Genomic DNA, 18,665 nt, shown 5'->3' with positions numbered 1-18,665 from the left:
TAAGGCCGCATCGCTCTCCAAACCCGGAGTTTGGCACCATACGTCGTTAAAACAAATTTGTTGGTGGCGGATTTTATCCAACAACCTCCCCCCACACAAGTATTTATTTATATTTTTGCCAAAAAAGTGAACAATCTCTTTCTCAAGCACTATTGCTAGTAGGTTTTTAGCGTTATTTTTAGTACATTACAGCATTAATTTTACGGGTTGAGTTGTTATGAGTTTTGTTGAAGTTGCTATTAAAGTCCCGCTTCCACGCACCTTTGATTATAAAATAGAAGAACAGCTCAGTGGCTTATCAATTCCCTTACTACCTGGCATGCGAGTTTTGGTACCTTTTGGTAATCAAAAAAAAGTAGCGGTTGTTTTGGGTATTAAAAGCAGTACCGACGTCCCTTTAAATAAAATTAAAAATATTATAGAGGTAATAGACGACGCCCCTATTTTAAGTGCCCAGCATTTAGAACTCCTTAGCTTTACTGCCCGCTATTATTGCTATCCATTAGGCGAAACTATTCATATAGCGCTACCTGGTGCACTTCGCCAAGGTGAATCGCCTGATAAAACCAGTATTAATATGGTTGCCCTGACAGAAAAAGGTGCAAAAGTACCGTCATTAAAAGCTAAAACACAGCTCAACCTATTAAAGCAGTTATCGCAATCAGGTAAGTCATCATTAACTGAGTTAAAAGCACTGGGCTTTAGTAAAAAAACAATAGATAGCTTAATAGATAAAGAACTCATAACACAAACTATTGAGCACGATAACCAATGGCAAAGTGTTGCTCCAACCGTCGGTAGTAAACCAGTACTTAATAAAGAACAAGCGGTTGCTTGCACAGCTATAAATCAAAGTACTGGCTTTAGCAGCTTCTTATTAGAAGGCGTAACGGGCAGCGGTAAAACCGAAGTGTATTTACAGTGCCTAGAAGAAGTACTCAAACGTGGCGAGCAAGCCCTCGTACTCGTGCCCGAAATCGGCCTAACACCACAAACCGTAAACCGTTTTCGCCGCCGCTTTCCTGATACACCCATTATGCTTTGGCACTCAGCACTTACCGACAACGAACGTTTACAAACATGGCGTTTTTGCGAAAAAGGCAGTTGTGCGATAGTTATTGGCACACGTTCGAGTATTTTTCTGCCATTTTTAAAACTCGGTATGATTGTTGTTGATGAAGAACACGACTCGTCATTTAAACAACAAGATACCCTTCGTTACCATGCTCGTGATTTAGCCGCTTACAGAGCTTTTCAGCATAAAATCCCGCTTATATTAGGCAGCGCCACACCCGCGCTTGAAACACTTCACAAAGCAATTAATAACAAATACCAGCTATTAAGTTTAACGGAGCGTGCGCAAACAGCGACTGACAATCAGTTTAAGTTACTCGATATGAAAGGTCAGCCCGACCAAGCAGGTATTGCACATGCAAGTCTTGCTACTATGCGTCAGCACTTAAATCGCGGTAAACAGGTTATGGTATTTTTAAATCGCCGAGGTTTCTCACCCACCCTTATTTGCCATGAGTGCGGTTGGTTGAGCGAGTGTAAACGATGCAGTACCAGCGCTACATTTCATAAAGCGATTGGGCAAATGATCTGTCATCACTGTGGCGACCAGTACCCTGTCCCTCACCAATGCCCTGACTGTGGAAGTACGCAAATATTTCCTAACGGTAAAGGCACAGAGCAAATTGAAGAGTTTTTATCGACCGAATTCCCTGATACACCTGTTACTCGTATAGACCGCGATTCAACTCGCCGTAAAGGTAGCCTTGAAAAAGCACTTGATGAAATAAACCTAGGCGGCGCACGCATTTTAGTGGGCACACAAATGCTTGCCAAAGGCCATCACTTTGCAGATGTAAGCCTTGTTATAATTTTAGATGTAGATAGCGGCTTATACTCATGCGACTTTAGAGCGACAGAGCATTTAGCGCAATTAGTCACCCAAGTAGCGGGGCGTGCTGGACGTTCAGGTGAGCCTGGTCAAGTGTTATTACAAACACACTTTCCAGAACATCCTCTTTTGCAAGACTTAGTTAATAATGGTTACCAAGACTTTGCCCGCTTTGCTCTTAGTGAGCGCGATGATGCTGACTTACCGCCCATTACAAATATGGCCATTGTGCGTGCACAAGGACATAGTATTAAACTAGTCGTCGATTTTTTGACGGATTTGGTTCCTGTGAATGGGGTATCTGGTATACAATTGCTCGGTCCGATCCCTGCCCCACTTGAAAGAGTCGCAGGTATGTATCGTTTTCAATTGCATATTCAAGCGCAAGATCGTCGCATATTACATCAGTACCTTGCGCAAATGGTTGATTATTTAAGTACCAGTAAACTTGCACAAAAAGTACGCTGGAGCTTAGACGTAGACCCTATAGACATGATTTAGGTTAAGGCCAAAATAACACCATGGCACAGCACGATTATATTAATAAAAAGCCTGCAGGCAGAAACAGTAAAAAAAACGCACCCGCTAAAAAACCATTTCCTATTCTTTTAGCCGTTATAGCCATCTTACTTGTAGGTGGTTTTGCCTACACACTATGGTTTATAAAAAGTAATGCCGATCCAAAGCTTGTCGAAAAACAAGCTAACCCAACTGCACCCGCAAAAGTAGAAGTTGTTATTCCACGTACACCGGAATTTATTAAAGAAATTAGAAACCACGAGATTCAAGTTGAAGTAAAAGAACTTGAGCAAAAAGGTCCTTATGTTATGCAATGCGGTTCGTTCAGAACTCATGCACAAGCTGAATCATTAAAAGCTAAAATCGCATTTGCAGGGCTCATTTCTGAGATCAAACAGGCTGAAGGCAGCAATGGCACTTGGTATAAAGTACGTTTAGGCCCTTATAAAACCAAACGCCAAGCCGAAAGCGATAAAAACAAACTTAAACGTGTAAAAATAGTCGGCTGCGGAATTTGGGGCTGGACTTGAAAATAAACCATTCACCCATATAACCTCATCATAATCGTTTTTTACGAGTTGCCTCTGCAGCTCGATGATGAGGAATAACATGACTACTATCGTAAGTGTTCGCCGCGGCGACAAAGTTGTAATTGGCGGCGATGGCCAAGTTTCACTTGGTAACACCGTAATGAAGGGCAACGCCCGCAAAGTTCGACGTCTTTATAATGGCAAAGTAATCGCTGGTTTTGCCGGCGGTACTGCTGATGCCTTCACTCTTTTCGAACGTTTTGAAAGCAAATTAGAAATGCACCAAGGTAACCTAACTAAAGCCGCAGTAGAAATGGCTAAAGATTGGCGAAGTGACCGTGCACTTCGAAAACTCGAAGCGCTGCTCGCTGTAGCAGACGAAACAGCCTCTTTAATTATTACCGGTAATGGCGATGTAGTTCAGCCAGAAAACGATTTAATTGCAATTGGTAGTGGTGGTAACTTTGCGCAATCAGCTGCAACCGCCCTTTTAGAAAATACAGATTTAAGCGCTCGTGAAATAGTAGAGAAAAGCTTAACTATTGCAGGCAACATCTGCGTATTTACTAATAACTTCCAAACAATCGAAGAATTATAATAGGAACTATTATGTCTGATATGACCCCAAGAGAAATTGTTCACGAGCTAGATCAGCACATTATAGGTCAGGCTAAAGCTAAAAAAGCAGTCGCTATTGCGCTTCGTAATCGCTGGCGCCGCATGCAATTAAATGAAGATTTACGCAGTGAAGTAACACCAAAAAATATATTAATGATTGGTCCAACAGGCGTAGGTAAAACAGAAATTGCCCGCCGTTTAGCAAAACTTGCTAACGCACCATTCATTAAAGTAGAAGCGACTAAATTCACTGAAGTTGGTTATGTTGGTAAAGAAGTAGATACGATCATACGTGACCTCGTTGATGTTTCAATTAAAATGACTCGCGAACAGCAAACTAAAAAGTTTAAACATCGCGCCGAAGAAGCAGCAGAAGAGCGTATTTTAGATGCACTTTTACCACCGGTTAAAGATCAATATGGCGAAAGCCAACGCGACGATACTTCATCTACTCGCCAAACATTTCGTAAAAAATTACGTGAAGGTCAATTAGATGATAAAGAAATCGAGATTGAACTAGCGCAAGCTCAATCAAACGTAGAAATTATGGCGCCTCCTGGTATGGAAGATATGACCAACCAGTTACAAAGCATGTTTCAAAACATGGGCGGCGATAAACGCACTAAACGTAAGTTAAAAATTAAAGAAGCCTTCAAACTATTAACAGAAGAAGAAGCCGCTAAATTAGTAAACCCTGAAGAGCTAAAAGAACAAGCTATTTTTGCAGTAGAGCAAAACGGTATTGTGTTTATTGATGAAATAGACAAAATTTGTAAACGTGGTGATTCTTCAGGCCCTGATGTGAGCCGAGAAGGTGTTCAGCGCGACTTACTACCGCTAATTGAAGGCTCAACAGTAAACACTAAACACGGTATGGTTAAAACTGACCATATGTTGTTTATTGCCTCAGGTGCGTTCCAAATGTCTAAACCATCAGACATGATACCTGAGCTACAAGGTCGCTTACCGATTCGAGTAGAACTTGAGCCACTAACTGCAAATGACTTTAAACGTATCCTGACAGAGCCGCATGCATCGCTTACTGAGCAACAACGAGAGCTCCTTAAAACTGAGCAAGTAACGATTGAGTTTAGTGATGATGCTATTGAGCGTATTGCTAAGGCTGCGTGGCAAGTTAACGAAAAAACCGAAAACATCGGTGCTCGTCGCTTGCATACTGTGATGGAAAGATTGATGGAAGAAATTTCATACGATGCTTCTGAAAAAGCAGGTTCATCACTTGTTATTGACGCCGCTTACGTTGAAAAACATCTAGGTGCACTTGTTGAAGATGAAGACTTAAGCCGCTTCATTCTATAAAACGAATATAAACGTTATACTAAAAGCCTCCAGATTGGGGGCTTTTTAATGGGGTATATAAAATGAAACACGTTACAAAAGTGCATTACCACAGCGTGAGTAAAAATTTAGATGTTTATTTTGACGACGATAGCCAAGCAGTCTTTAGCTGTGAATTTTTACGCGTTCACTCTCCCTCTGCTGAAGTGCAAGGCCATGGCTCTGGCCCTATGAAATTGGTTTTAAATAAACAATCTGTAGGTATAAAAAACATAGTACCTGTTGGGCATTATGCACTGCGTTTAGATTTCGATGATGGTCACAATAGCGGACTGTTCAGTTGGAGTTACTTTGAAAAACTACAAGCGCAGCAACAAACGTTGAGCGATGAATATTCGGCACGCGTAGCCGAGCACGAACAAAACAAAAACAGTGTACCAATAAAGTTTATTCCTTAAACCTTATTGGTAACTTTAGGTGGGTATTTTTAGATTAGTTAACCTAAACCCTGGTTAAAATATTTACTATCCAGAGTTCAGGTTAGTTACACTTTAAACTTATCAATAGCGCTAAATAACACTCTAGCTTGCTCAGATACTTCTTCGCTAGTTTGGGCGTTTTTAGCAGCATGTTCAGTTGCATCTTGCGCAATGTCGCGAATTCTTACTACATTTTTATTAACCTCTGATGCCACTTGGCTTTGCTCGTCAATAGCAACCGCTATTTGAGAGCTCATTTCCATTATTGTTTGTACATCTTCAGTAATTGCGCCTAATAACTCACCTGCTTTAATTGCTTGCGAGGCACTTTCATCGCCTTGAGAACGACATTTGTGCATAATACTCACCACTTCTTGAGTACGCTGCTGTAAGGTACTTATAATACCTTCAATCTCACTCGTGGACTCTTGAGTACGCTTCGCTAATGAACGAACCTCATCTGCAACAACAGCAAAACCACGACCATACTCACCAGCACGTGCCGCTTCTATTGCCGCATTAAGTGCGAGTAAATTTGTTTGATCTGCAATCCCCCGAATTACATCAAGCACTGAACCAATTGTTTCGCCATCTTTTTCAAGTTGCGATACTACATTTGATGCATTCCCTAACGAATCAGATAGGGCTCTAATGTGCTTAACGGTAGAGTCAACTTCACTGCGCCCTTGTTGAGCACTTAAGTTTGTTGACTCTGCTTTTTTAGCAGCCGCTTCAGTATTATGTGAAATATCCTGAATCGTCGCCTGCATTTCGGTGGCTGCAGTTGCAACCATGTCGGCTTCATGTAATTGCTCTTGCATACCGGAGCTTGTTGCTGCGGTACTTTCTGATAAATGCTCTGTTGCTATGTTAAGCGTATTTAAAGCACCATTAACTTCGTTAATTAAGTTTTTAAAATCGCCTATTAAACTATTAAAGTCGACCGTCATGGTGGTAATTTCGTCTTTACCTGTTTGCTCTATCATCACGCTTAAATCATTATTACGACGAATGTCGTTAATGGTGTGATAAACCCGCTCTATAGGCACAATAATCGAGCGGCTCGTGAAATAAACCAACATTAAAACAATAATGCCAGCAATCACAAAAATAAGAATGGCTAAAAATTGTGCCTGTTCAACGCTTTTATCTACCTGCTGCTTAGTGCTTAATAGTATCTGCGCAACGATTGCATCACTTTGTTCAACACTTTTACGCATTTTTCCAAGTGCTCCTGAATTTAAATCTAAGCCCAATTCAACCTGTGCCTGGACCAATGCTTGAAATTGCGTTTGGTAGGAATTTAAAAAGCCATTTAATTGAGCTGTATACCCCGTATCAAATTGAGCCTGAGCGATTTGCTGCTTTAAAGTATCAACCCCTTCATCAAATCGAGTTAAATACTTAAGATCAAAACGTAGCATAAAATCTTTTTCAGCCCGTCTTAATTGTAATATAGAAGATAAGAGTTTGTAATTATCTTGCTCTTTGAGCAAGCTTTCGACCTCGTGTACTGCACTTCTTAGTTCGCCATACAGCCCATCTTTTGGGTGTAATCCTATGCGTTTTTGTAGCACAACAACACTCATAAAGTCATTGCTATAAGCACTTACCAAATTATCGAGATTACTTATTTTTTGGGTTTCGATACCCTGCTCTTGCATAATTACATTCAACTTAGCAATTTTACTTTTAAGCTGGTTATAATCTTGTTCAAATAAGTCTAATGCTTCTTCTTGTTTATAAAAAAGAAAGTTTTTTTCATGTTTACGCAGTTCTAATTCATGGATATTAAGCTCTTCAGCAAGCTGAATTGTTTTATTTAAGCTTAACGTTGTTCTCGCTTCATAAATTATTACGCATAAAAGGACCACCATTGCTAAACCAACAACGACTGCGTTTAACTGTAAACGTCGTTTGATTGTTAAGTTTTGTAAAAAACTCATCGCTAACGCCTTTTTTAAATATGCATTTGTATTATAGCTGATAGCTCAGGAGCGACTCATTAATTTAACTTTTTATTATTGGTTATTCTAAGCTACTTAATTATGATGGCTATAAAGCGACACTATCCCACAAACCTTTGTGTAACGATTGTGTGTTATTCCACTGTTGTTTAACCAACCAATCAATTAAAGGCTCGGGATCGCTAGGGTAATTTATTTGCTTATTTTGCGGGGCGCTATTCCAGTCATCAAGGGCTTGCGGGTTTAAATAGTTCATAACATGCGCCATGCCCATGGCAAACAAAGTTTGTGCATTTGCGGTTTGCTCAAACTGCCCATCTAAAGGCTTTAATAGTAACTTCTTACCTAACTTAAGCGCTTCACTGGCAAGCTCAAACCCCGCATTACCAATAACGCCACTCGTGTTTGCTAAGTCATTTAAAAAACCAGAACGTGAGGGGGGTCGCAAATGTATATGTCCAAAAGACTGATTGCAGGCATTTGGGTGATAACAATAAAATTCTTTTTCGGGAAAGTCTTTTAAGTAATCAACAATGCTATCTAAGTTTTCAAACGGTAAATATACCAATACCTTATTTAGTACCGCGACAGGATTCTCATGATTATGATGAGCAATAAAAGGCGGGATTATATTATTTGCAAATGGCTTCCAGTGTACGCCTAAGTAGGTAGATGCTGGTGCATAATGCTTGATGAGCGATTTTCTAAGTACACCACGACCAAATATAGGTACGTTTTCTGACAAAAATGCGGCTTGGTGACTAATACCGATAACGGGTATATCGGCCCGTTTTGCAGCCCATGCTGTGACTGGCTCAAAGTCATTAAGTACAAAATCGTACTGTTTTATATCAAGCGATTTTATATCACTCACCAGCTTACAAACTCGCATGTTTTTAAGTGTTTTTAAATTTTTGACTTGCCCATTTTCAGTACTAAACGATAAGCCCCGATACGCTTTATAATCTGAAAATTCGTGCATATCAAAGTAATCTTTATTTGCTCGCCCTGAAAACACATAATCAACATCAATACCAAGTTTATTAAAGCAGCTTGCCATAACCCTAGCCCGCGTTATATGACCATTACCGGTACCCTGCACTCCATACAATATTTTCATACAGGTACCACGAGCGCTAATGCGAATAAGCCACAAACACTGCCAATAATCGCACCTATAATAATATCAGCAGGAAAATGTACGCCTAATACAACACGAGAAATAGCCACACCAGCAGCCCAACTAAGTAGTAGCCATATATATTCAGGGAAAAAGTGACTTAGTATAATCGCAACTAAGAACGCTGCAGCGCTGTGGCCCGAGGGCAAACTAAATTTATCACTTGGTACTATGTAAGCATTTGTTACTAAGCAGTCGCATGGACGGATGCGGGCAAATCTATTTTTGGCCAGTAAATAAATGGGCCTTTCTATAGCAAAACCAACTAATATCGTTACAGGTAATAATTGTTGCTGCTCATTATTACTAAGCCACCACACCGCTAAACACACAAGTATGTAAAGCCCTCCATCACCGCTTTTAGATAAGCCAAACGCCATTGTTTTAAACCACTTCGGTGAGTTGTAATTAAACAGAGTTAAAAATAATTGCTCATCTAGCAGAGCTGCCCTTTTAAACATATTATTGTTATCCATCACTTCCCCCTCATTGCATAATATATGAACACCGATTTAGCTTATGTGTTGTAAATAACAATTGAGTGACGCTTTTAAGACACTATTATTGCGATTAATGATTTAGCGCTTGTTTTGTCTAAATTTACTGCGATTAAGTCGTTGTTATTGCTTATAAGGAGGGTATACTGAGGTATAAATTAATGTACCTTTTGAGGATAAAATAATGGATTACAGCACTTCTGATTTATGTGACCACTTTGCTGATGTGGTTGACGTGCTAGAGCCAATGTTCATCAACTTTGGTGGTCGACACAGCTTTGGTGGCCGCATTAAAACGGTTAAATGTTTTGAAAATAATGAACTGATCCGCGAATTACTTTCTCAAGACGGTACAGACTTAGTGCTTCTTATTGATGGTGGTGGCTCAACTCGCCGTGCACTTATTGATATTGAATTGGCCGAACTTGCACTTGAAAATAACTGGAATGGTATTGTTGTTTACGGCGCAGTACGCCACGTTGATGAGCTTGAAGAACTTGATTTAGGCATTCAAGCAATTGCTTCTATCCCTGTTGCAGCTGACAGTGAAGGTGCTGGCGAGGATGCTATAGGCGTTAACTTTGCCGGTGTATCATTTTTTGATGATGACTTTATTTATGCCGATAGTACTGGCATTGTTTTATCTGCAGAAGAATTAGAATTGGAAGTTGTAGAAGTATAACGTGACCTCCCATTTAAAAGTATATGATGAAAGCGCGGTTAGAGCACTTTGCTCTAACCGCGTAAATGAAAAAAAAGCATGGCAATCAATGGCCTTGCTAGACACTCAAGTAAACCTGCAACAAGCACTTATTGACGCAGCTCAATTTGGCATTCGCTACGTACTTCTTGGTATTTGCGAAGATATTGGCCCAAAAGCAAATTTAGGAAATGGCGGTGCAAACGAAGCATGGTCTGCTTTTTTAAAACGTTTTTTAAACCAACCCCATAATCAATTTATCGCCACTCAAAAAGTACTTTTATTGGGTGAAGTAAATACTGATGATTTAATGGCGCAAAGCAACCAACTTAATAATCAGCAAGCCCAGCAGTTAACTCAATTACGAGATTTATGCCAACAACTTGATGAACGCGTAGAGTCAGTATTAAGCCTTATTTTTAAAGCAGGGCTTGAGCCAATCGTCATTGGCGGAGGTCACAATAATTGCTTAGGTATTATTCGCGCGCTAAGTAAGTCAAAAAACACGCCTGTTAATGCTATCAATTTTGACCCTCATGCCGATTTTAGAGAATGTGAAGGTCGCCATAGTGGTAATGGTTTTCGCTACGCGTATAACGAGCAACATCTAAGTAATTACCATGTTATTGGCTTACATGAATTAAAAAATAATCAAGCAATTATAGATGCAATGAGTGAAGCTAACTTTAAATTTGATAGCTATCAATCTATACAAGTTAAGCGAAAAATTACACTAACGCAGGCAATTGAAAATGCACTAAGTAATTTTAATGATTTACCTCTGGGTGTTGAAGTTGATTTAGATAGTATTACTTATATGCCAGTTAGTGCGTATACATATTGCGGATTTAGTGTGAGTGACACTGAGCACTTTGTGCATTTAGCTGCAAGCCACCGGCACTCTAAGTACTTACACTTATGTGAAGCAGCGCCTAACCAGCATCCTAACGGGTTAGATGCCGGTGCTGCCCATGTAGGGCAAGTGATTAGTGCACTTGTAAATAGCTACCTACAAGCCAAAGAAAACACTTAACGTTGTTGAACCGATCGCCACTCTTTTAGCCAGCTCATTAAACCGATACTACTTAGCGGGTGACCAAAGTAATAACCTTGGGCAGCATAACCTTTTAAGCTTTTTACAAACTTAAGTTGCTCAAGTGTTTCTACTCCTTCAAAAATCACTTTTGTTTTTTGTTGGCTATGCATATCAACCATTCCACCAACTAAACTGCGTATATTGTTTTGATTACTAAAGTCAGCGGTAAGTGAAGGTGAAACCTTAATATACTCAACCGCTAAACTTGGCAACTTAGAAAGTAGTACCGGGTTATCACCAAGTCCATCCACACATACTTTTAAGCCTATGTTATTAAGCCTTGCGATCATGCCTCGGCCTTTGTCATCTAAACCAGCAAAAATATGTAAAGGGCATTCAACAATTAAGTCTCCCGCCTCTAAGTGATGTTCATTTATAACAACATCAACAAATTCAACAAACTCTTCATTTAGCATTTCAGGGCCAAATACGTTAATGCTAAGCGGTATGGAAATACCTTCTACTCTAAGCGCCATTGCAAGCTCAGCGGCTCTCTCCATTACAAATTTAGCAAGCGGATAACCAAGCCCAGCTATTCTTATGTCGTCAATAAAACGATTAGCAGATAAAATCCCTTGCTTAGGATGCTGCCAACGCAGTAGTAATTCTAAAAACTCAATTTGACCGTTTTCGTTACAAATTATAGGTTGAAAATAGAGTTCTAATTCGCTCGAAAAATCAATATTTGCTAATTCTTTTAGTCGCGCTTGTTGCTCTCGCAGTTCAATCATCATTTGTTGATGATAAGGCACAACCTTGCGATTTGGGTGGCTATCGAGTGCTAGGTATGCGTACGATATTAAATTATCAAAGTTATTGTCTTGCTCATTACAATCAACATAACTCGCCCTCGCTTTTACCTCTACAGTGCAGTTAGCAACATTAAATGGCTTAAGTGTTGCACCCAGTATTTGTTCAATAACCAACTCATGTAAATGTTTTTGATTCGCGAAACTACAAATAAATGCAAAGTTAAGGCCCCCTAAGTGGGCTAGCTTTTCTTGCCCAACTAAAGTCACTATTTCGTCACTTGAAAGCAGTTCTTTTATTCGATTAGCCGATTGTGCTAAAAGTATATCGCCAAAGTCACGTCCTATATGCTGGTTAACTTGCTCAAACCCTTCAAGACGAATAACGATTAACGCTGCATTTACTTGCTTGTTGTCGCACCATGCATAGTAACCTTGGCGTAACTGTTTTCTATCTGCAAAAACCGAAAGCGGAGACTCTTCTATAAATGTATCACCTGTAGGTTCTGGCTCTATCACGACTTCTATTTCAGCGCTTTCGTCATTTAAAAAGCCAACAATAGCTAATAATAATATTGCTAACACAACCCAAAATAACGGAACTTCCAATAATAAATGAGCTGAAAATAGAACAACAAATAAAAGACCAGCCATTGAGCTGGTAATAATCATGCTCCAATTATTTCGCTCAAAGGCTTGCCATAAATGAAAGCAAAATCCAAAGGCAAGTAAAATGGCAAGCCAAGCTGCGCCCGTACTCAAAATAGCCAAACCAACAGCTGCTGTGCATAAATAGCTAAATTTAATACTGGCATTTTTAACGGAAAATAAAGTGGCAATCATCGCCATCAATAGTGCACCACTAAAAAATATTGGGAAGTTACTGTCGGTTAGTATGTTCAAATTAACGGCATCCGTATTCGCTAAAAAAGTTTAAACCAGATTATATGTGGGCAAAAATAATACAAACTAGTTAATTCTACCCAAAATCCATAAATTTAACAGTTTATTTACGCCAAATTGGTAACTTAATTGTGATGGATGACTTATTTGCCAATGCGCAATATCAGCTCTTGCACCAACCTTTAAAATACCACGGTCGTCTAACCCTAGTGCTTTAGCAGCATTGCGAGTAACACCTGCCAATGCTTGCTCGGGTGTTAATCTAAACAATGTGCATGCCATGTTCATCATCAAGTGCACTGAGCACAGCGGTGAAGTGCCAGGATTAAAATCACTCGCAATAGCTATAGGTACTTTATATTGATTAAGTAACTCAATAGGTGGGAATTGTGTTTCTCTTAAAAAATAAAATGCACCGGGCAATAACACCGCGACCGTCCCAGCGTTTGCCATGGCTTTTACACCCTCTTCATCGAGATGCTCAATATGATCTGCCGAAAGGCCATTGAACTGCGCCACCAGCTCAGCACCATGTTGATTAGATAACTGCTCAGCATGGCATTTTACTGGGAGGTTATGCTTTTTAGCCGCCTGGAAAACACGTTTGGTTTGCGAATAACTAAAGCCTACATTTTCACAAAATACATCGACTGCATCAGCAAGATTATTAGCCACTACCTGATCAAGCATGTCAGTACATACCAAATCAATATATTCATCAGCACGGCCTTTGTATTCAGGCGGTAGAGCATGCGCCCCTAAAAAAGTAGTTTTAATATCAATAGGATGATGCTCACCTAATAAACGAGCTACTTCTAATATTTTTATCTCGTTTTCAGTATCTAGCCCATAGCCTGACTTTATTTCAACAGTGGTTACACCTTCTTTTAACAACGTATTTAAGCGATCTTTTGCATCAACAAATAATTGCTCTCGATCGGCTGCTCTCGTCGCTTTAACCGTACTTGCTATGCCACCGCCTTGCGTTGCAATTTGCTCATAACTTACACCCTGCAAGCGCTGCTCAAACTCTTGCGACCTTGAACCTGCAAACACTAAATGTGTATGACAATCTATTAAGCCCGGCGTTAACCACTGCCCTTTTATACTCAATGTCGGCGTTGCAAACACATCAAAACTGGGCAATGTTGATTGCTCTCCAATCCACGCAATTTTACCATTTTTGATAGCTATAGCAGCATTTTCGATTGCGCCATAAGGGGCATTTATATTGCTATCCATAGTGGCAATATTGGCATCAGTTAAAAGTAAGTCAATTTCTTCTAACTCATAATTTTTTGTTGTGCTTTGCATTTTACAGCCCTTTTTACGCCCAGAGTGATGAAAATATAGTCTAACAACCCATCTTGTATATACAAGGTAATTGTGTCATCTTATTTATATAGTTTATTTTTAATGTAACCATAAATTTAATGACGACACCTAAATTTGCGCAAATAAAACAATTCATTGTTGATAAAATTCGCAGCGGTACGTGGCAAGAAAACCAACGTGTTCCCTCTGAAAACGAACTAAGTAGTCAATTTAGTGTCAGCAGAATGACAGCCCGCCGAGCACTAAGCGAGTTAACCGAGGCAGGTATTTTAACCCGCAGCCAAGGGTTAGGTACATTTGTAGCCACATTTAAATCGCAGTCATCGTTACTCGAAATAAAAAACATTGCTGATGAAGTAAAGGAACGTAACGGCAACTACACCTGTAGTGTACTTATACTTGAATCAATAAATGCAGTCGCACCTATTGCCATTGCACTTGGTGTTGAGATTGACAGTGTTGTATATCGAAGTGTACTCGTGCATAACGAAAACGACAGCCCCTTGCAGCTAGAAGAGCGTTTTGTAAACCCTGCACTTGCGGCTGGTTACTTACAACAAGACTTTAGCACGCTTACACCTCATGAGTATCTATCTAGTGTTGCACCACTTACCCAAGCGAGGCATACCGTAGAGGCTATTATGCCAAACAGCGAAATGTGCCAATGGTTAAACTTATATAACGAAGAGCCATGCTTACAAGTTATTCGACGCACATGGTCTATTAACGGCATTGTAAGCTTTGCGCGCCTTGTATCACCAGGCAGTAAATATCGCTTAGGTGGTCACTTAACATTTAAAAAATAACAAACAATAGCGCTTACTGCGCTTTTTTTATAACAAATCACCTTGTATATACAACAGGAGCAAAACATGAACAACCGACTCGACACAAGTCGCGTAATACGTGCACCTCATGGCGATAAAATAAGTGCTAAAAGCTGGCAAACTGAAGCTGCTAAGCGCATGCTAATGAATAATTTAGACCCTGAAGTAGCAGAACATCCTCATGCACTTGTTGTATATGGTGGTATTGGCCGAGCAGCTCGTGATTGGCCAAGTTATGACAAAATTATAGAAACCCTCGATAGACTCGAAAGCGACGAAACTCTGCTTGTACAATCAGGAAAACCCGTTGGTGTATTTAAAACCCACAGTAATGCCCCTCGTGTACTTATTGCCAACTCAAACCTTGTTCCACACTGGGCAAATTGGGAGCACTTTAACGAGCTCGATAAAAAAGGCTTGATGATGTACGGACAAATGACAGCGGGTTCTTGGATTTATATTGGCTCGCAAGGCATTGTACAAGGCACTTACGAGACCTTTATAGCCATGGCAAAGCAACATTTTTCAGGCAGTGCTAAAGGCAAGTGGGTATTAACGGGTGGCCTTGGAGGTATGGGCGGTGCACAACCACTTGCCGCTACAATGGCAGGGTTTAGTGCGCTAGTTGTTGAATGTGATGAAAGCCGTATCGATTTTCGTATAAAAACAGGCTACGTTGATGTAAAAGCAACGAACCTTGAACACGCACTGCAATTAATAACCGACGCGTGCATAAAAGGTGAAGCCCTATCAGTTGGCCTACTTGGTAACGCTGCCGATGTATTTAGTACACTGGTTAAAACAGGTATTACACCTGATGTAGTCACAGATCAAACATCAGCTCACGATCCATTAAATGGTTACTTACCACAAAACTGGACAATGGAGCACGCAGCAAAAATGCGTGAGCAAGATCCAAAAGCGGTAGTAAAAGCGGCTAAACAATCAATGGCAGTCCAAGTTAGAGCGATGTTGGCGCTGCAAAAAGCGGGGGCAGCAACAACAGACTATGGCAATAATATTCGCCAAATGGCGTTTGACGAGGGCGTTACCAACGCGTTTGATTTTCCTGGGTTTGTACCCGCCTATATTCGCCCTTTATTTTGTGAAGGTATTGGCCCATTTAGATGGGTAGCATTATCGGGCGATCCAGAAGATATTTATAAAACCGATGCAAAAGTAAAAGAGCTTATTCCTGATGATGCACATTTGCATAATTGGCTTGATATGGCGCGTGAGCGCATTCAATTTCAAGGGCTACCTGCACGTATTTGTTGGGTAGGTTTAAAAGATAGAGCACGCCTTGCATTGGCCTTTAACGAAATGGTTAAAAATGGCGAACTTAAAGCCCCTATCGTTATTGGTCGTGACCACCTCGACTCGGGCTCAGTTGCCAGCCCTAACCGCGAAACAGAAAGTATGAAAGATGGCTCAGATGCGGTATCGGACTGGCCATTACTCAATGCACTGCTTAATACGGCAAGTGGCGCTACTTGGGTGTCTCTTCATCATGGTGGCGGTGTAGGTATGGGGTTTAGTCAGCACTCTGGTGTGGTTATTGTTGCCGATGGTACAAATGAAGCTAAAGAGCGTATTGCTCGCGTACTTTGGAACGACCCTGCAACAGGTGTAATGCGCCATGCTGATGCTGGGTACGACATAGCAAAGAACTGCGCCAAAGAACAAAATTTAGACCTACCTATGCTAAACGAGGAATGATCATGTTCGAACTTACTCTCACACCAGGCTCACTTAATTTAAACACACTGAGAAAAATTAATAATTCACCGGTAAAGTTAAGCCTTGCAAAGCATGCTGAATCGCAAATAGCAGCAAGCGCGCAAACCGTTCAAAACGTTATTAATGAGCACCGCACTGTATACGGGATTAACACCGGGTTTGGGTTATTAGCTAATACCAAAATAGCCGACGACGAACTTGAATTATTACAGCGCTCCATTGTGCTTTCACACGCTGCGGGCATTGGCGAATACATGGATGACAGCACAGTAAGGTTAATGATCACCTTAAAAGTAAACTCGCTTTCGCGCGGCTACTCGGGTATTCGCCTGCAAATAATCCAATTTTTTATGCAGCTGCTTAGTAGCGAAGTATATCCGTGCGTGCCTAAAAAGGGCTCTGTGGGGGCATCGGGGGATTTAGCCCCTCTTGCGCATATGTGCCTACCTTTATTAGCTGAAGGTCAAATGCGACATAAAGGAAAAATAATTAGTGCAGCACAAGGGTTAAAAATAGCGGGGCTTGAACCTCTTACCCTTGCAGCTAAAGAAGGCTTAGCATTATTAAATGGCACACAAGCGTCGACTGCGTTTGCACTACAAGGCCTATTTAGAAGCGAGAACTTATATGCACAAAGCTGCGTTATCGGCTCGATAAGCATAGAAGCAGCAATGGGTAGTCGCGCGCCATTTGATGCACGTATTCATGATATTCGTGGTCAGCGCGGACAAATAGACACCGCTCAAGTATTTAGAGAGCTACTCGATACGCACTCTCAAATTAGTGATTCCCACGTAAATTGTGAAAAAGTACAAGATCCATACTGCCTTCGCTGCCAACCTCAAGTGCTAGGAGCTTGCCTAACTCAGATACGCCAAGCCGCAGAAGTATTGTTATGTGAGTCAAACGGTGTAACCGATAATCCGCTAGTTTTTGCCGATGTAGGCGACATAATATCGGGAGGTAACTTTCATGCAGAGCCAGTTGCAATGGCCGCCGATAACTTAGCTATCGCAATTGCCGAAATTGGTGCATTAGCAGAAAGGCGAATTGCATTACTTATCGATTCAAACCTATCCAAATTACCGCCATTTTTAGTTGAAAACGGCGGGGTAAATTCAGGTTTTATGATTGCTCAAGTTACCGCTGCAGCGCTTGCGTCAGAAAACAAATCATTAGCACATCCGGCTTCGGTCGATAGCTTGCCTACATCTGCAAATCAAGAAGATCATGTATCTATGGCAACCTTTGCAGCAAGGCGCTTAGATGAAATGGCCAATAATACCCAAGGCGTTTTGGCAATAGAATGGTTAGCATCGGTTCAAGGGCTAGAATTTAGAAAGCCGCTTGAACCATCACATAAAGTGCAAAGCGCTAAAGCGTTATTACGCGAGCATGTGAGTTATTATGATAAAGACCGCTACTTTGCTCCCGATATCGAAGCTGCTAATACATTACTAAGTGAAGGTAAGCTATGCGACTTCATAGAGAGCAGCCCCCTGCCTTCAGCATATTAAATACCATATTGGTAAGTAAAGCCTAGCGCTTCAATAGCTGAGCCAATAACTTTGCGCTCAGCTTTATCATCACTGGTAAAGCGTGGTAACTCGCCACCATGTTCTGCACACTTCACTGCGTAGTATTCAGCTTTTTTTGGGTGCGCAGGATTAACAACATTATAAATATTTTGCCCTACTTGCCAGTGCTCTATCACCGCAAAAACAGCATTAATTACATCTTGTTGATGCACCATATTTACTACTTGCTCACTTGATGTATTAAGCTCTTTGCCTGCCACAAAACGACCCGGTTCTCTATTAGGCCCTAGTAATCCAGCTAAACGCAGCACTTTCCCGTCTTGCTCAAGTACTTGCTCTTCTGCCTCATAGAGCTTTATTTGGCGCTCGTTTGTGCATGAAATATCGCAACTTTCGCTATATACACCAGGCTCTTGATCGTATACCCCGGTTGATGAGCATAATAAAAAGCCCTTTGCGTTTAACTCCTTTGAGAGCTTAAGCGCTGCGGTGAGTGTTTCAGGATAATTACTTTCACTGTCCCTGCTACGTGGTGGAATAGCACATACCCAATAAGCATTTTGTAAATCAACTTGATGTCTTAATTGCCCATCTTCAAGTGTAAACTGACGCTCAAAATCAAACTCGTGTATATCTGTTCTATGCGTTCCTTGTACTTGCCAATCAGCTTTTTGCGCACTTACGCATAAAGCATGTCCTAACCAACCTGCACCTAATACTACTAATTTATTACTTTTATTTGTCATTTTTGTATAAGCCTTTATTTTAAACGCATAATTAGTTCT

Annotated in this window: 16 protein-coding genes; 10 read left to right on the top strand and 6 right to left on the bottom strand. The window is 40.7% G+C overall.

Annotated features, from left to right (window positions below; genetic code table 11):
• The first annotated feature begins 217 nt into the window (after positions 1 to 217).
• The 5 genes from priA to I6F45_RS16290 all read left to right on the top strand — a co-directional run bounded on the left by priA (position 218) and on the right by I6F45_RS16290 (position 5,327).
• Positions 218 to 2,404 (top strand): primosomal protein N', encoded by a 2,187-nt coding sequence (gene priA / locus I6F45_RS16310; protein WP_007582030.1) that lies wholly within the window; start codon positions 218 to 220, stop codon positions 2,402 to 2,404.
• Positions 2,405 to 2,424: 20 nt separating this feature from the next.
• Positions 2,425 to 2,952: an SPOR domain-containing protein gene (locus I6F45_RS16305; protein WP_007582031.1), complete on the top strand. Its 528-nt coding sequence runs from the start codon at positions 2,425 to 2,427 to the stop codon at positions 2,950 to 2,952.
• Between the two features lie 79 nt (positions 2,953 to 3,031).
• Positions 3,032 to 3,550 carry an ATP-dependent protease subunit HslV gene (hslV, locus tag I6F45_RS16300; RefSeq protein ID WP_002958366.1) on the top strand — a complete coding sequence of 173 codons (519 nt, stop codon included), beginning with the start codon at positions 3,032 to 3,034 and terminating at the stop codon, positions 3,548 to 3,550.
• 11 nt (positions 3,551 to 3,561) lie between these two features.
• Complete coding sequence (gene hslU, locus I6F45_RS16295; RefSeq protein WP_024594430.1) at positions 3,562 to 4,890, top strand: HslU--HslV peptidase ATPase subunit; 1,329 nt, start codon at positions 3,562 to 3,564, stop codon at positions 4,888 to 4,890.
• Between the two features lie 62 nt (positions 4,891 to 4,952).
• The gene (locus I6F45_RS16290) at positions 4,953 to 5,327 is read left to right on the top strand and encodes a gamma-butyrobetaine hydroxylase-like domain-containing protein (protein WP_010553804.1); all 375 of its coding nucleotides are present in this window, start codon (positions 4,953 to 4,955) and stop codon (positions 5,325 to 5,327) included.
• An 86-nt stretch (positions 5,328 to 5,413) separates the two neighbouring features.
• Here I6F45_RS16290 and I6F45_RS16285 read toward each other — a convergent pair whose 3' ends face one another.
• The 3 genes from I6F45_RS16285 to I6F45_RS16275 form a co-directional block, all read right to left on the bottom strand.
• Positions 5,414 to 7,294 (bottom strand): methyl-accepting chemotaxis protein, encoded by a 1,881-nt coding sequence (locus tag I6F45_RS16285; protein ID WP_197161160.1) that lies wholly within the window; start codon positions 7,292 to 7,294, stop codon positions 5,414 to 5,416.
• A gap of 109 nt (positions 7,295 to 7,403) precedes the next feature.
• Positions 7,404 to 8,435 carry an MJ1255/VC2487 family glycosyltransferase gene (locus I6F45_RS16280; protein ID WP_165739483.1) on the bottom strand — a complete coding sequence of 344 codons (1,032 nt, stop codon included), beginning with the start codon at positions 8,433 to 8,435 and terminating at the stop codon, positions 7,404 to 7,406.
• Entirely contained in the window at positions 8,432 to 8,971 is a 540-nt protein-coding gene (locus I6F45_RS16275; RefSeq protein ID WP_197161158.1) for a phosphatase PAP2 family protein, read from the bottom strand. The genes I6F45_RS16280 and I6F45_RS16275 overlap by 4 nt, the downstream gene beginning before the upstream one ends.
• Positions 8,972 to 9,176: 205 nt before the next feature.
• Between I6F45_RS16275 and rraA the strand changes: the two genes are divergently transcribed.
• Together rraA and I6F45_RS16265 are read left to right on the top strand one after the other, a co-directional pair.
• Positions 9,177 to 9,674 (top strand): ribonuclease E activity regulator RraA, encoded by a 498-nt coding sequence (gene rraA, locus I6F45_RS16270; protein ID WP_002959955.1) that lies wholly within the window; start codon positions 9,177 to 9,179, stop codon positions 9,672 to 9,674.
• Between the two features lies 1 nt (position 9,675).
• Positions 9,676 to 10,725 (top strand): formimidoylglutamase, encoded by a 1,050-nt coding sequence (locus I6F45_RS16265; protein ID WP_165728105.1) that lies wholly within the window; start codon positions 9,676 to 9,678, stop codon positions 10,723 to 10,725.
• Here the strand turns inward: I6F45_RS16265 and I6F45_RS16260 are convergent.
• Positions 10,722 to 12,386: a GGDEF domain-containing phosphodiesterase gene (locus tag I6F45_RS16260; RefSeq protein ID WP_197161174.1), complete on the bottom strand. Its 1,665-nt coding sequence runs from the start codon at positions 12,384 to 12,386 to the stop codon at positions 10,722 to 10,724. The two genes, I6F45_RS16265 and I6F45_RS16260, sit on opposite strands and share 4 nt — an antisense overlap.
• Before the next feature lie 120 nt (positions 12,387 to 12,506).
• The gene (hutI, locus tag I6F45_RS16255; RefSeq protein WP_197161156.1) at positions 12,507 to 13,754 is read right to left on the bottom strand and encodes an imidazolonepropionase; all 1,248 of its coding nucleotides are present in this window, start codon (positions 13,752 to 13,754) and stop codon (positions 12,507 to 12,509) included.
• Positions 13,755 to 13,873: 119 nt separating this feature from the next.
• Between hutI and hutC the strand changes: the two genes are divergently transcribed.
• The 3 genes from hutC to hutH all read left to right on the top strand — a co-directional run bounded on the left by hutC (position 13,874) and on the right by hutH (position 17,859).
• A complete protein-coding gene (gene hutC / locus I6F45_RS16250; RefSeq protein WP_007582045.1) occupies positions 13,874 to 14,581 on the top strand; it encodes a histidine utilization repressor in 708 nt (235 codons plus the stop codon).
• Positions 14,582 to 14,647: 66 nt separating this feature from the next.
• Positions 14,648 to 16,321 carry a urocanate hydratase gene (gene hutU / locus I6F45_RS16245; RefSeq protein WP_007582046.1) on the top strand — a complete coding sequence of 558 codons (1,674 nt, stop codon included), beginning with the start codon at positions 14,648 to 14,650 and terminating at the stop codon, positions 16,319 to 16,321.
• Positions 16,322 to 16,323: 2 nt separating this feature from the next.
• Positions 16,324 to 17,859: a histidine ammonia-lyase gene (gene hutH, locus I6F45_RS16240; RefSeq protein ID WP_165739477.1), complete on the top strand. Its 1,536-nt coding sequence runs from the start codon at positions 16,324 to 16,326 to the stop codon at positions 17,857 to 17,859.
• Here hutH and I6F45_RS16235 read toward each other — a convergent pair.
• Positions 17,856 to 18,626: an NADP-binding protein gene (locus I6F45_RS16235; protein WP_165739475.1), complete on the bottom strand. Its 771-nt coding sequence runs from the start codon at positions 18,624 to 18,626 to the stop codon at positions 17,856 to 17,858. The genes hutH and I6F45_RS16235 overlap by 4 nt on opposite strands.
• Between the last annotated feature and the right edge of the window lie 39 nt (positions 18,627 to 18,665).

The organism is Pseudoalteromonas sp. SWYJZ19 (assembly GCF_015864375.1).
In the GTDB taxonomy this organism is placed as follows: domain Bacteria; phylum Pseudomonadota; class Gammaproteobacteria; order Enterobacterales; family Alteromonadaceae; genus Pseudoalteromonas; species Pseudoalteromonas arctica.
This window is presented reverse-complemented; position numbering and strand designations above follow the sequence as displayed.